Source organism: Kribbella amoyensis (genome assembly GCF_007828865.1).
GTDB classification, from domain to species: Bacteria; Actinomycetota; Actinomycetes; order Propionibacteriales; family Kribbellaceae; genus Kribbella; species Kribbella amoyensis.
The window spans coordinates 5,613,937-5,627,429 of the sequence record NZ_VIVK01000001.1 but is presented as its reverse complement, the minus strand read 5'-3'; the positions used below and the strand labels follow the sequence as shown (position 1 = coordinate 5,627,429).

Here is a 13,493-nt window from a genome sequence, read left to right as displayed (position 1 = left end):
GAGCCGAGCTTGCGCCGCCCTGCGTCGGCACTGGGTTCTGCGTCGGCACCGGGCTCTGCGCGGGCAGCGGGTACTGCGGGGTCGGCGTCTGGTGGTGCGGTGGCGCGGGGTACTGCGTCGGTGTGTGCGGCGGACGGGTCGACGGGTTGTGGGCCAGCGGCTGGGCCGTCGGGGTCGGTCGCGGGGTCGGGGTGCTCATGCCCCGAAGCCTTCCGGTCACGGCCGTCCGGAGCGTCGGCCCGTGGACCGGTTCCGGGCACGCCTTTGGTCGTCCGTCGGTCGACCCGCGTAGTCCCTGGGTCGTACGTCGCGCTGGCCCCCGGGCTACTCGGCGGCGAATGCGGACGGGTACGCGTCGCGGTAGCTGACCAGTCGACCGGCCGGCGTCTCCACCGTCTCGGCCGCCAGCACCGCGCTCACGATCGCCCGCGTCAACGTCCGGGCTCCCGCGGCGAACACGCTCTCCAGCCGAGCGATCGCCGCCCGATCCGTCACGCTCAACCGCGCCTGCTCGGCCGGAGCGGTGGAGAGGGCGAACACGGAGTCCCCGTCGAGCAGCGTGTGCACCGGATCCACCGCCCGAGCGATGCCGTCGTGGGCGACCATCGCCATCCGCTGCGCGGCGGCCTTGTCGAGGGGTGCGTCGGTGGCCACGATCGCGATCACCGTGTTCATCCCCGGGACCGCCCCGGCCGGCGGATCCGGCGGCGGTTCCACGGGCGTCCTCAGTCCTGCGTACTCCTCCCCCAGTCCGTACCGGTCGCCGTACAACCGCCCTGTCGCGTCCACCGTCGAGCCGACCGCGTTCAGCACCACGATCGCGCCCACCGTCGTCCCGTCGTCGAGCCGCACGCTGGCCGTACCCAGGCCGCCCTTCAACCGGCCGACCCGGGTCCCCGCCCCGGCCCCGTGATTGCCCTCGGCAACAGCACCGTTGCCCGCAGCCTCGATCGCCTGACGGCCCCAGTCACCGGTGGGACGCGCCGTGAATCCACCTCCACGTCCCAGGTCGAAGACCACCGCTGTCGGCACGATCGGGACCACGTCGCGCTCGCCCGGACCGACCCGCACGCCCTCGCCGCGTTCCTCGAGCCAGGCCATCACGCCGGACGCGGTGTCGAGCCCGTAGGCGCTGCCGCCGGACAGCACGATCGCGTTGACGCCCGGGTTGGAGTTCACCGGGTCGAGCAGGTCGGTCTCGCGCGTCCCGGGTGCGCCACCGCGGACGTCGACGCCGGCGACCGCGGTCCCCGGGAGGTACACGACGGTGGTGCCGGTCAGGTACGGCGGGTCGGTGCGCTCGACCTGGCCGACGAGGACGCCGGGGACGTCGGTGATCGCGTTCTGCGGGCCTGGCTGCATAGGGAACTGTCTAGCACCCGGCCGAAATCCGGTTGCGGCCGACACTAGCGTGGAACGCATGAATCCCGATCACCTCTGTGGACTGCTGGCCGAACCGTCGAGACTGCGCACGTACGCCGCGGTCGTCCTCGGCGCCGGGACCCCCGAGGAGATCGCCGCGGCGACCGGGCTGGAGCTGCCGGTGGTCGCCAAAGCCCTGCAGCGCCTGGGCAAGAACGAGCTGATCACCGCATCACCCGGGGGTTTGAGCGCCGACGTGGACGTCTTCAAGGACGCGGTCCGCGACCACCGCCCGGAGCGCGAGCCCCTCGATCCGGACCCGGCCCGGGACGCTGTCCTGCGGTCCTTCATCCGCGACGGCCGGGTGACGGTGCTGCCGACGGTTCCGGCGAAGTTCGCGATCGTGCTCGAGTACCTGGTCAACTCCTTCGACCACGGCACCGACTACTCCGAGCCCGAAGTGAACGAGATCCTCAACCAATGGCACCCCGATCACGCCCAGCTCCGCCGGTGCCTGGTCGACGCCGGCCTGATGACCCGCACCGACAGCATCTACCGCCGCGCTGCCTGACTGCGCTGCCTGACTCGGGTTACCCCTGGACGACCTCGGCGGCGTACTCCAACTCCGCAGGAGTCGGGAGACCGGTGAGCAGCCCGGCGACCTTGTCGTCGGCGTACTCGCGGTGGTGCGCCGCCAGGTCGTGGTCCAACGCGGCACCGGCCTGCCCGTGCAGGAAGTTGAGGTGGATCGCGAGCCCGGTGGCGAAGCCGTCCGCACCGGTCAGCTCAGCGGATCCACCGGACGCGCGGTACGCCTCGACGACGCGGCGCAACGCGTCCTCGTTGGTGAGGTGTCCGAAGAGGACGGCGCCGAGCTCGCGCCACGGGGCCATCGGGCCGGCGTTGTCCCAGTCGACCAGGACGGCGTGGTCCGGGGAGTGGAGGACGTTGGTGTTCTTGAGGTCGCGGTGACACCAGATCACGTCGCCCTCCGGTGCCGCGTTGACCAACTCGGTCAACTCCGTCAGGCGGACCAGCTGCCGTCGCAACTCCCCGGCCCAGACGGCACCCTCGCGAGACGCCAGCTCGGCCAGCTCAGACCAGTCACCGTCGACCCGCTGGTAGAAGGGGCCGCGCTCGCCCTCGCCACGCAACCACTCCAGGCTGTGCATCGCACCCATCCGGCTCGCGACCCACACTGACACGTCGACGTCCGCGTGCGTCGGCACCTCGCCGTCCACCCACTCGTACAGGCGCCAGCTCACCCCGTCCACGTCGACGGCGTACGCACCGGACGTCGCGGCCAGCGGACGCGGACTCGGTACACCGACGTCGGCGCAGGCTCGGTTGAACGCGACCTCCGAGCGAACGGCCTCCTCGTCCCACGCGAACCAGAACGACTCCTTCGCTGCGAACCAGCCGCTCTCGGTCCGCAGCCGCCAGACCGCCCCCATCGCACCACGAGCCACCCGGTCGAACGCCTCGACCCGGCCCAGCCCGTACGCCTCGGCCAAGGCGCCGGCACAACTGTCCGGCGGCGGGTTCACAGGAGAGGACGGGCTCACGTGAGACGGCGGGCCGGCGTGTCCTGGCGCGGCTTCTCGTTCGGGGCGATGCGAATCGTGGTGTCGACGACCGTCGCTCCGGTGGCGTGGACCAGGACCGACCGGAGATCGAGCCGGACGACCTCTTCAAGCTCCAGCGTGAGCCGGGCGACGCGGTGCAGCAGATCCTCGATCGCGGCGATGTCGACCGGATCCGTCCCGCGGTACCCGTACAGCAACGGGGCGGCACGGACCTCGCGGACCATCTCGGCCGCGTCGGTCGTGGTGAGCGGCGGCATCCGGTACGAGCGGTCGCCCAGCAGGTCCGTCGCCACACCCGACAGGCCGAACGACACCACGGGACCGAACGCCACGTCCTCCAGCGCCGAGATCACCACCGGCACCCCCGGCGGCGCCATCTTCTGGACGACGAACTGCGCGCGGCCCGGATCGCCCGCGACGCCGAAGGTCTCGGTCATCTCGGCCCACGCCTCGCGCATGTCGTCCTCGTCGTGGATGTGCCGCCAGATGTCGGCCAGGTCGGGGCGCATCCGCCACTGCTCCGCGGTCGCCTTGAGGATCACCTCGAACCCGAGGTCGGCCGCCCGCGCGACCGCCTCGTCGCCGGACAGCACCGGGAACGCGGGCAGCACGTTGATGTCGTAGAAGCTCAGCAGCCGCTGCCGATCCGCGTCGTCCAGGTCGGCGCCGTTCGGATGCCGCTGCAGGAACTCCTGGACGAAGTCCTCCGCGCCCGCGGTGTCGATCCCGGGCAGGTCCGGGATCCGCGAGTCCGCCCGGCGCCGCCACTCGGCGTACTGGGTGGCCTTGGCGAGCGCGCCCACGGCGTACTGCGGGGAGAGGAAGGACGGGATCGATCCGCGGGCGGCGCTCCCGCTCTCGCCCGGGACGCGGAGTTGCTCCGGGACGCTGCGGGAGGCGAGGAACGTGGACACCACCGGCTTGTCGGAGTCGGCGGCCGCGGCGGCGAGGACCTGGGCCACCTCGTCGCTGTTCGACAGGACGGGCGGGGTGAAGATCACCACCACCGAGTGCACCTGGTCGTCGGCGAACACCTCGGTCAGCGCGGTCTCGAAGTCCGCGGCGGAGGCGTCGGCGCTGAGGTTGTACGGCTCCCCCGCGACGTGCAGGCCGCAGGCCGCCATCGTGTCCAGGGCGAGCAGGGTGAGCGCGTCGGAGTTGCTGACGATGCCGACCCGGCGGCCCTTCGGCAGCGGCTGGTGCGCCATCAGCTGGGCCACGTCGAACAGCTCGCCGGTGGTGTCCACCCCGATCAGCCCGCTCTGCCGGAACAGCGAGTCGACCGTTGCCGGTGGCAACTGGCTGCGCCGGACCGTGTGCCCGAGCGGGACGCCCTGGGTGGCGCGGCCCGACTTCAGCGCGATCACCGGCTTGCGGCTGGCCAGCCGGCGCGACACCCGGCTGAACTTGCGCGGGTTGCCGAGCGACTCCAGGTAGAGCAGCACGACCTCGGTCGCCTCGTCGGAGTACCAGTACTGCATCAGGTCGTTGCCGGACACGTCGGCGCGGTTGCCGGCCGAGACGAAGCTGGACAGGCCGAGCCCACGCCCCACCATGTCGGCCAGGATCGAGACACCGAGCGCGCCGGACTGGCAGAAGAACGCGACCCGTCCCCGGCTCGGCATCAGCGGCGAGAGCGACGCGTTCAGGGTGACGCCGGGCGCGGTGTTGATCACGCCGAGCGCGTTCGGCCCGATCACGCGCATCCCGTACGACCGGGCCAGGCCGACCAGCCGGCGCTGCCGCCGACGGCCCTCGGCACCGATCTCGGCGAACCCGCTCGACACCACGACCAGCCCGCGGACCCCCTTCGCCGCGCAGTCGAGCACCACGTCGACCACCGCCTCGGCCGGGACCGCGACCACGGCGAGGTCGACCGTGTCCTCCACATCGCGGATCGTCGCGTACGCCGGGACGCCCTCGAGCTCGTCGGCCTTGGTGTCCGCGTTCACCGCGTACAGCCGGCCCGGGAACCCGTCCCGCAGGTTGCGCAGCAGCGCGTTCCCGATCGTGCCCTCGCGGCGGCTCGCCCCGATGACGGCGACGCTGGCCGGGGTGAGCAACCGGGCGATCGACAACGCCTCGGACCGTTGCTCGCGGGCCTGCATCACCCCGAACGAGGTGTCCGTCGGCGCGATGTCGAACTCGACGATGATCACGCCGTCCTCGAACTCGCGGGCCACCTTGTACCCGGCTTCGGTGAAGACGGTGATCATCTTCCGGTTGTCCGGCAGCACCTCGGCGACGAACCGGGTGATGCCGTGCTCGCGGGCCGCCTGCGACAGGTGCTCCAGCAGCAGTTGCCCGAGGCCCCGGCCCTGGTGCGCGTCCTCGATCAGGAACGCCACCTCGGCGGTCCGCCGGCCGGTCCGCTCGTACCGGCCGACGCCGATCATCTGGTCGCCGACCGTGACGATCAACGCCAGCCGGTCGGTGTAGTCCACCTGGGTGAACCTCGCCACGTCGCGGTCGGACAGCTGCGGGTACGGCGCGAAGAACCGGTAGTACTTGGACTGCTCCGACACCCGTGCGTAGAACGCGACCAGCAACTCGGCGTCGGCGGGCGTGATCGGCCGCAGGTGCGCGGTGGCGCCGTCCCGCAGGACGACGTCCGCCTCGTACTCCGCCGGATAGCCCGTTGGTGGCTCGGGGCCATACTGGCCCGGGCGCTGAGGCTGCTGCTCCGACAAGGTCACGCGGCCCAGCGTACTAAGGACGAGGCACCGGAGGTCGGCGAATTCCATGTGGTGGGTGAGCGCACTCGGGGCGCTGGGTGTGCTCGGAACAGGGCTGCTCGGTGCCGGCGACGCGCTGGCCGTGATCGAGCGGATCGGGCCGGTCCTGATCTTCCTGGTCGCGGTGACCGTGATCGCCGGGCTGGCGGACACCGCGAAGGTGTTCGACGTGGCCGCGCGGGAAGCGGCCCACCTCGGCAAAGGCCGCACGTGGCGGCTGTGGCTGCTCGTGGTCGCGCTGGCGACCGCGTCCACGGTGGTGCTCTCGCTCGACACGGCGGCTGTCCTGCTGACCCCGGTGGTGCTCGCGATGGCGCGCCAGCTCCAGCTCCCGCCGAAGTTGTTCGCCTTCACGACGGTCTGGCTGGCCGGGACCGCGTCCCTGCTGCTGCCCGTGTCGAACCTCACGAACCTGCTCGCCCTGCACCAGTTCCACCAGCTCGATCTCGGCCTGCGCGACTACCTCGGACTGAGCTGGCGACCCGCGCTCGCCGCGATCCTCATCACGGTCGCAGTCCTGGCCGCGCTCTTCCACCGCGACCTCGGCCGCCCGTACGCCGTCCCGCCGACTCCGGTGGTGGACGACAAGGTGCTCTTCTGGGGAGCGGCCGGGGTCTGCCTGGCACTCGGGCCGGCCTTCGTGTCCGGCGTCGAGGTCGCCTGGCCGGCCGGGGTGGGTGCGCTGATCCTGATCGGGCTGTTCGCGGTCCGCCGCCGCGACGAGCTGACCTGGTCGCTGATCCCGTGGCGGCTGGTCGTCACGGTGGTCGGGTTGTTCCTGCTGGTCGCCGCGCTGACCGAGCACGGACTGGAGCGGGTCCTCGGCGAGATCGCGGGCACCTCGTCCGACGGGTTGCTCGCCGACCTGCGGCTGACCACGACGGCGGCGGCCGGCGCGAACGCGGTCGACAACCTGCCCGCCTACCTGGCGATGGAACCGGTGGCCGCGACCGAGGGGCGGCGGCTGACCCTGCTGCTGATCGGCGTGAACTTCGGCTGCCTGCTCACGCTGTGGGGCTCGCTGGCCACCCTGTTGTGGCGGGACCGGTGCCGCACGGCGGGCGTACACATCTCCTGGTGGTCGTTCCTCTGGCGCGGCCTCATTCTCACCCCGCTCGTCCTCGCGGGCGCGGTGCTGGCCCTCAACCTGAGCTGAACCGTCAGGTCAAGCGGTGCCTGCGCGCACCCGCCTCGGCGTCGCCGATGATCTCGGTGGCGACGTCCCGCAGTTCACGCCCGGCGTCCTGGCTGAACCTGGCCAGCGTCGCGAACGCCTGGTCCGCGGTCAGGTTGAACCGCTCCATCATGATCCCCATCGCCTGGCCGATCAGGTCCCGCGTCTCCATCGCGGCCCGCAACTGCTCCAGCTCCTGTGTCCCGGCGTACGCCACCGCCGCGTGCGCCGCGAAAAGCATGCCGACGTGCTCGGACTCGTCGGTGAACGCGCGCGGCCGGCTGCTGTACAGGGTGAGAGCGGCCATGCTGTCCCCAGTCACGAACAGCTGGAACGACAGCATGCTGGCCGCGCCGAGAGCCGCCGCCCGCGGCGCGAACCGGGGCCAGCGCGACTCCCGGCTCATGTCGGTCACGCGGACGGTCTTGTGCTGCCAGACGGCGTCCAGGCAGGGACCCTCCCCGACGTCGACCATCACGTGATCAACCAGGGCGGGCAGGTAGCCCGAGGCTGCCCGCTCCCGGATCCGGTCCGGCCGGATCACCTCCGCGACCGCGCCCTCCTCGACGCCGGGGACCAGCTCGACCGCACCGGTGACGATGTCCCGCAGGCTCGCCTCCAGGTCGGGCGCGTCCTGCGACTCCCGGGCCAGCCGGCTCAGCTCGACGGCCGGCGCGTCCCGGCCGATCGTCGTCCCGCCGTCCGCCGTCGGGGGCCGTGTCTCAGCTGCCCCGTGCTCTCGGTCCTGCGCACCCACCCTTCCACCTAACACCCGGCTGTCGCCGCACGCCACCCCGGACGCGCGAGCCGCGATTGCCGCCGGGCACCGGGTCGGCCATAGTGCGGGACATGAGCGAGGAACAGAGCACGGCCGAGCCGACCCGGACCTTCCGCGCCGCCCGCGACTTCCTGATCGCGCACCGCGAGAACTACGAGACCGCCTACCGTGACTTCGACTGGCCGAGATTCGACCGGTTCAACTGGGCCCGCGACTGGTTCGACGCGCTCGCCGTCGAGCAGCCGGAGGTGGCCGCGCTCACCATCGTCGAGGAGGACGGCGAGGTGAACTCGCTGACCTACGCGGAGATGGCGCACCGGTCCCGCCAGGTGGCCGGCTGGCTGACCGAGGCCGGGTTGCAGCCGGGTGACCGGGTCCTGATCGTGCTCGGCAACACGGTGCCGCTGTGGGAAGTCATGCTCGGCTGTATCCGGGCCGGCGCGGTGATGATCCCCGCGACCACGCTGCTGACCGACGCGGACCTGGCCGACCGGATCGACCGAGGCGGCGTACGGGCCGTGGTCACGGCCGCGGCCGACGCGCCGCGGTACGCGGGGATCGCCGACCACTGCCTACGGGTCGCTGTCGGGGACGCGGTCGAGGGCTGGCTGCACTACGACGACTCCACGGGGTACGACGGTCCTGTCCCTGAGGTGGACACGTCGGCCGACGACTCGTTGCTGCTGTACTTCACCTCCGGGACGACGAGCCGGCCCAAGCTGGTCGAGCACACCCAGGTGAGCTACCCGGTCGGCCACCTGTCGACGATGTACTGGATCGGTCTGCAGCCCGGCGACGTCCACCTCAACGTGTCGTCCCCCGGCTGGGCCAAGCACTCGTGGAGCAACGTCTTCGCGCCCTGGAACGCGGGGGCGACCGTCTTCCTGTACAACTACGGCCGCTTCGACGCCGAGAAGATGCTGCGGGTCCTGCAGACGTACGGCGTGACCACGTTCTGCGCGCCGCCGACGGTGTGGCGGATGCTCATCCAGGCGGACCTGTCGGCGGTCGACGTGCAGATCCGCGAGTGCATCTCGGCCGGCGAGCCGCTGAACCCCGAGGTGATCGAGCAGGTCCGCAGCGCCTGGGGCATCACCATCCGGGACGGGTACGGCCAGACCGAGACGACCGCGCAGATCGGCAACCCGCCGGGTCAGCCGGTCAAGCTGGGCTCGATGGGCCGGCCGCTGCCCGGGTACTCGATCGCGCTGGTCGATCCCGCCACCGGCGAGGTGGGCGACGACGGCGAGATCTGTATCGAGCTCGTTCCCCCGCCGGTCCCGCTGATGCGTGGGTACCGCGACGCCAAGGAGCTCACCGACGAGGCGATGCGGGGCGGGTTCTACCACACCGGCGACGTCGCGAGCCGGGACGAGGACGGGTACGTCACGTACGTCGGCCGCGCGGACGACGTGTTCAAGGCGAGCGACTACCGGATCTCCCCGTTCGAGCTCGAGTCGGTCCTGATCGAGCACCCCGCGGTCGCCGAGGCCGCGGTCGTCCCGTCGCCCGACCCGGTCCGGCTCGCCGTGCCGAAGGCGTACGTGGTGCTGGTGGCCGGGCGGGAGCCGTCGCGCGAACTGGCCGGCGAGATCCTGGCCTTCTGCCGCGAGCACCTGGCGCCGTACCAGCGGATCCGGCGGATCGAGTTCGCCGAGCTGCCGAAGACGATCTCGGGCAAGATCCGCCGGATCGAGCTGCGCACCGACGAGGCGGCCAAGGTGGATCGCGGCGAGGCCGGCCGGTACGCGTACGACGAGGCGGACTTCCGCGAGCGCTGAACCGCGGCTCCCCCGGATCCGTCCGGGGCGCGTGGTGAAATGTCCGGATGTCGTTCGACACCGGCCTGGGGACGTCCGCGGTCGTGGTCCTGCCGCTCCTGGTGGCGATCGCGGTCGTCGCGTCCCGGTACGCCGAACTGCGGCACGACCGCGGCATCGTCACGGCCGGACTACGGGCCGTGGTCCAGCTGGCGGCGGTCGGCCTTGTCGTCGGATTCGCGCTGCAGTCGCTGTGGGGTGCGCTCGCGTTCGTCCTGGTGATGTTCACCGTGGCGACCGTGACGAGCACGCGGCGGATCCGGTCCACCGCGGCCGTCCCACGGCAGTACGCCTACTGCGCGCTCGCGATCGGCGGCGGAGCGGGCGTGGTCCTGCTGCTCCTGATCCTGCCGGGCGTGGTGCCGCGCAACCCGGAGACCATCCTGCCGATAGGCGGCATCGTCATCGGCGGCGCGATGAACGCGACCACGCTGGCGGGCCGGCGGCTGCTGTCGGAGTACGGGACCCGCTTCGGCGAGTTCGAGGCCGGGTTGTCGATCGGCCTGATGCCACGGGACGCGTTCAAGCTGGTGGCCGGACCGGTCGCGGGCGACGCGCTGCTGCCCGCGCTCGACCAGACCCGCACGGTCGGCCTGGTCACGCTGCCCGGCGCGTTCGTCGGGATGGTGCTCGGCGGTGCCTCACCGACCGCCGCCGCCGCGTTGCAGCTGGTCGTCCTGCTCGGGCTGATCGCGGCCGAGGCACTGGCGATCCTGATCACCACCGAGCTCCTGGCCCGGTCCCGGCTGCCGGACGGGCGTACCGTTTCCTCATGACCGACGACAAAGGCATCTTCGACCGCATCAACGACCTGGTGGCCGAGGAGCACGAGCTCCGCAGCAAGCACAGCGCCGGCACTGTCGACGACAGCGAGGAGCGGACCCGGCTGCGCGCCCTCGAGTCCGAGCTGGACCAGTGCTGGGACCTGCTCCGCCAGCGCCGCGCCAAGCGCGAGTTCGGCGAGGACCCGGACTCCGCGGCCGCCCGCTCGGCCGAGACGGTCGAGGGCTACCTGAACTGAGCCCGGCGTACCGAGGTCCGCCCGCTGCTGTGCGAGCGGACCTCGGTACCTGGAATCAGAAGCCGCGCAGCTTGTCCGGGGTGATCCGGATCAGCGCCGAGTACTCCGCGTGGAACGACTCGGCGGTCATCCCGAGGCCGGTGATCGAGGCGCCGTACTTCGCGTTGTACGCGGTCAGCTCCTCGGGACTCGGGCCGGCTTCGTCGATCACCGCGTCGCCGCTGATCACGCCGACGTCGCCGCCGGTGTGGGTGGCGTTGAAGTTGAGCGCGACCCGGGGATTCGCGGCCACGTTGTGCAGCTTCGCCTTCGCCTGCTGGCTGAAGACCAGGACGTGCTCGCCGGTCCAGAGGAACCACACCGGGTTCGGCGCGGGCGTCCCGGAGCGGCCGACCGTTGTCAGCCAGAGCACCTCCTCGCCGGCCAGCTGCTTCTCGATCCGGGCACCGAAGCCGGTGGACGTGTCGATCGTGAACATAGGACCCTCTCGATCGGGTGCAGTGAACTCCGCTGACGTCAGGACGGACCCAGCCGGCCCCACTCGATCGCCGGGCAGCGGTCCATCACCATCGTCAGTCCCGCCGCCGTCGTCCGGGCGTAGGCGTCCGGATCCGTCACATCCAGCTGGAACCAGACCGCGCGGGCGTTGATTCCCACCGCCTGGTCCGCGATGTCCCCGGCCAGCTCGGACCGGACGAACACGTCCACGCAGTCCACCGCGAACGGGATGTCCGCGAGGCTCGCGTACCCCGGCTCCCCGTGCACCTGCTCGGCCGACGGGTGCACCGGGACGATCCGTTTCCCCTTCTCCTGCAGGAACCGCGCCACCCCGTACGCCGCCCGGCCCTTGTTGGTCGACAGGCCGACCACGGCCCAGGTCTCGCAGTCGGCCAGGATCGCGCGGATGTCGCTCTCGTCCGCCCAGCTCGTCATGTCCGTCCTCTCTCGGCGGGCCGGTGGTTCGGTCCGGCCGGGCCCCATCCTCCGACCTCGACCTGGGTTGAGGTCAAGGTCAGCGACGCAGATAGGTGAGCACCGCGGAGACCCGGCGGTCCAGGCCGTCCTCGAGCTCGAGCTTGGCGAAGATGTTGCCGACGTGCTTGCGGACCGCGGCCTCGCTGACCACGAGCTGCTCGGCGATCGACGCGTTCACCCGGCCCTCGGCCATCAACGCCAGCACCTCCAGCTCCCGCGGGGTCAACGCGGCCAGCGGCCCGTCGTCGCGGCGCCGGGCGAGCAACTGGCGGACCACCTCGGGATCGACGACGGTCCCACCCTCGGCGACCCGGTCCAGCGAGGCGAGGAACTCGGTCACGTGCCCGACCCGGTCCTTCAGCAGGTACCCGATCCCGCCGCTGGTCGTCTCCAGCAACGACGACAGGTACGCGTCGGCGACGTACTGGGACAGCACGAGGATGCCGATCGTCGGGAAGCCGGCCCGGATCGCGGCGGCGGCGCGGAGCCCCTCGTCGCTGTGGCCGGGTGGCATCCGGACGTCGGTGATGACCAGGTCCGGCGGATTCTTCCGGACCACGGCGAGCAGCGTGTCGGCGTCCCCGACCGCGTCGCGGACCTCGTGGCCGGCCCGGTCCAGGATGCTGGCCAGGCCCTCGCGCAGCAGCAGCGAGTCCTCGGCCAGCACGATGCTCAGCGGCCGGTCCGGCACGGGTACCTCCGGGTCGGTCGCTGCGGGGTCAGTCGTCGAGCCGGCACGGGCACTCCATCCTCAGTCGGGTCGGCCCACCGGGTGGGCTGCTGAGGTCGAGTGTGCCGCCCAGGGCGTCCAGCCGCGTCACCAGCCCGGTCAACCCGGTCCCCGCCGACGGATCCGCGCCGCCGACGCCGTTGTCGCTGACGGTCACGATCAGCCGGTCGCCGCCGATCCAGCCGTCGACCTGGCAGAGCGTCGCGGCGGCGTGCTTGGCGACGTTGGCCAGCGCCTCGCTGATGACGAAGTACGCCGCGGCCTCGATCGGCGGCGGCAACCGGGTCGGCAGCGTCATCCGGACCGTCACCGGCAACGGACTGCGGTCGGCCACCTCCCGGACCGCGGCCTCCAGACCGAGATCGACCAGCACCCGTGGGTGGATCCCCCGAACTGCTTCCCGCAGATCCGCCAACGCGGCCTCGGCCTCGCTGTGCGCCTTCACCACGAGCCGTTTGCCCTCGCCGTCCGGTAGGTCGAGCTCGGCCAGACCGAGCGTCATCGTCAACCCGACGAGCCGCTGCTGCACACCGTCGTGCAGGTGCCGCTCGATCCGGGCGCGCTCGGTCTCGAACGCGTCCACCAGGTCGAGCCGGGAGCGCCGGAGCTCGGCGAGGTTGCGGCGCAGTTCGTCCTCGCGCGGGCCGAGCATCGCCTTGGCCAGCTCCGCCTCGGCGCCGGCGAGGCAGCCGAGGAAGTACGAGCTGACCACGTACCAGAGCGGGCCGAAGGTGACGAGGAAGAGGACGCCCTCGCTCGTGCTGTCCAGGCTCCACGGCCCCATCTCGAGCCGGTCGTCGGTGGCGATGACCGGCGCGAGCAGGGTGACCACGATGACCGCCGCGCTCAGCCCGGCGAACGCGGCACTCGCGATCCAGCCGAAGGTACCGAGCAGGACGCCGTACCCGAGCGCGCGCAGCGACCCCTGCTCGCGGCGGCGGAACCGGAGCCGTTCTCGCAGCGTCATCCGCGCCGGCATTGTGGCGTGCGGGCTGCTGATGCCGCCCGGCACCATCACCCGGACCCGCCACCGCTCCACGGTGCCGATCACCACGCCGACCAGCGGGAACCCCGTCAGCATCAGGATGCCGACGATCAGCGGGCTCAGCAGCGCGCTCAAGGTGATCCCCAGGAGCAGCAGCACGATCGTCACGAGGCCGACCGGGATCGAGCTCAACAGATAGGCATAGCTGCGCCACGGCCACGACGAGACGAGGTACCGTCGCGTCGCGAGCGCCGCCCACACGTTGTCCGGTCCTCTCACGGGGTCAACCCTAGAGTCGGGGCGGCCCCGGACGCGGTAGCTTGCGCG

Annotated in this window: 13 protein-coding genes; 5 read left to right on the top strand and 8 right to left on the bottom strand. The window is 71.7% G+C overall.

Annotation, left to right across the window (positions count from 1 at the left end; all coding sequences use genetic code 11):
• Positions 1 to 324: 324 nt before the first annotated feature.
• Positions 325 to 1,362: a P1 family peptidase gene (locus FB561_RS26280; protein ID WP_145811187.1), complete on the bottom strand. Its 1,038-nt coding sequence runs from the start codon at positions 1,360 to 1,362 to the stop codon at positions 325 to 327.
• A gap of 58 nt (positions 1,363 to 1,420) precedes the next feature.
• Between FB561_RS26280 and FB561_RS26275 the strand changes: the two genes are divergently transcribed.
• On the top strand, positions 1,421 to 1,933 hold the full coding sequence (locus FB561_RS26275; protein ID WP_145811186.1) for a DUF2087 domain-containing protein: 513 nt from the start codon (positions 1,421 to 1,423) through the stop codon (positions 1,931 to 1,933).
• A 19-nt stretch (positions 1,934 to 1,952) separates the two neighbouring features.
• Here FB561_RS26275 and FB561_RS26270 read toward each other — a convergent pair whose 3' ends face one another.
• Both FB561_RS26270 and FB561_RS26265 read right to left on the bottom strand, forming a co-directional pair.
• Complete coding sequence (locus tag FB561_RS26270; RefSeq protein ID WP_145811185.1) at positions 1,953 to 2,909, bottom strand: phosphotransferase enzyme family protein; 957 nt, start codon at positions 2,907 to 2,909, stop codon at positions 1,953 to 1,955.
• 14 nt (positions 2,910 to 2,923) lie between these two features.
• Positions 2,924 to 5,638, bottom strand: coding sequence for a bifunctional acetate--CoA ligase family protein/GNAT family N-acetyltransferase (locus FB561_RS26265; RefSeq protein ID WP_420371363.1), 2,715 nt, complete (start codon positions 5,636 to 5,638; stop codon positions 2,924 to 2,926).
• Positions 5,639 to 5,690: 52 nt separating this feature from the next.
• On the opposite strand from FB561_RS26265, the gene FB561_RS26260 reads away from it, so the two are divergent.
• Positions 5,691 to 6,839: an ArsB/NhaD family transporter gene (locus FB561_RS26260; RefSeq protein WP_145811183.1), complete on the top strand. Its 1,149-nt coding sequence runs from the start codon at positions 5,691 to 5,693 to the stop codon at positions 6,837 to 6,839.
• 4 nt (positions 6,840 to 6,843) lie between these two features.
• Here the strand turns inward: FB561_RS26260 and FB561_RS26255 are convergent, their stop codons facing one another.
• Positions 6,844 to 7,614, bottom strand: coding sequence for a GAF and ANTAR domain-containing protein (locus FB561_RS26255; protein ID WP_145811182.1), 771 nt, complete (start codon positions 7,612 to 7,614; stop codon positions 6,844 to 6,846).
• A 92-nt stretch (positions 7,615 to 7,706) separates the two neighbouring features.
• Here FB561_RS26255 and FB561_RS26250 point away from each other — a divergent pair, with 92 nt between their 5' ends.
• From FB561_RS26250 to FB561_RS26240, 3 genes are read left to right on the top strand one after another with little or no spacing between them, the layout of a single operon-like run.
• On the top strand, positions 7,707 to 9,416 hold the full coding sequence (locus tag FB561_RS26250; protein WP_145811181.1) for an AMP-binding protein: 1,710 nt from the start codon (positions 7,707 to 7,709) through the stop codon (positions 9,414 to 9,416).
• Positions 9,417 to 9,463: 47 nt separating this feature from the next.
• Positions 9,464 to 10,231 carry an ABC transporter permease gene (locus tag FB561_RS26245; protein ID WP_145811180.1) on the top strand — a complete coding sequence of 256 codons (768 nt, stop codon included), beginning with the start codon at positions 9,464 to 9,466 and terminating at the stop codon, positions 10,229 to 10,231.
• A complete protein-coding gene (locus FB561_RS26240) occupies positions 10,228 to 10,476 on the top strand; it encodes a DUF2630 family protein (protein WP_145811179.1) in 249 nt (82 codons plus the stop codon). The genes FB561_RS26245 and FB561_RS26240 overlap by 4 nt, the downstream gene beginning before the upstream one ends.
• Before the next feature lie 55 nt (positions 10,477 to 10,531).
• Here FB561_RS26240 and FB561_RS26235 read toward each other — a convergent pair whose 3' ends face one another.
• The 4 genes from FB561_RS26235 to FB561_RS26220 all read right to left on the bottom strand — a co-directional run bounded on the left by FB561_RS26235 (position 10,532) and on the right by FB561_RS26220 (position 13,445).
• On the bottom strand, positions 10,532 to 10,954 hold the full coding sequence (locus FB561_RS26235) for a TIGR03667 family PPOX class F420-dependent oxidoreductase (RefSeq protein WP_145811178.1): 423 nt from the start codon (positions 10,952 to 10,954) through the stop codon (positions 10,532 to 10,534).
• Positions 10,955 to 10,992: 38 nt separating this feature from the next.
• Positions 10,993 to 11,409 carry a CoA-binding protein gene (locus FB561_RS26230; protein ID WP_145811177.1) on the bottom strand — a complete coding sequence of 139 codons (417 nt, stop codon included), beginning with the start codon at positions 11,407 to 11,409 and terminating at the stop codon, positions 10,993 to 10,995.
• A 79-nt stretch (positions 11,410 to 11,488) separates the two neighbouring features.
• Positions 11,489 to 12,142, bottom strand: coding sequence for a response regulator transcription factor (locus FB561_RS26225; RefSeq protein WP_145811176.1), 654 nt, complete (start codon positions 12,140 to 12,142; stop codon positions 11,489 to 11,491).
• A gap of 28 nt (positions 12,143 to 12,170) precedes the next feature.
• Positions 12,171 to 13,445 carry a sensor histidine kinase gene (locus FB561_RS26220; protein ID WP_145811175.1) on the bottom strand — a complete coding sequence of 425 codons (1,275 nt, stop codon included), beginning with the start codon at positions 13,443 to 13,445 and terminating at the stop codon, positions 12,171 to 12,173.
• Between the last annotated feature and the right edge of the window lie 48 nt (positions 13,446 to 13,493).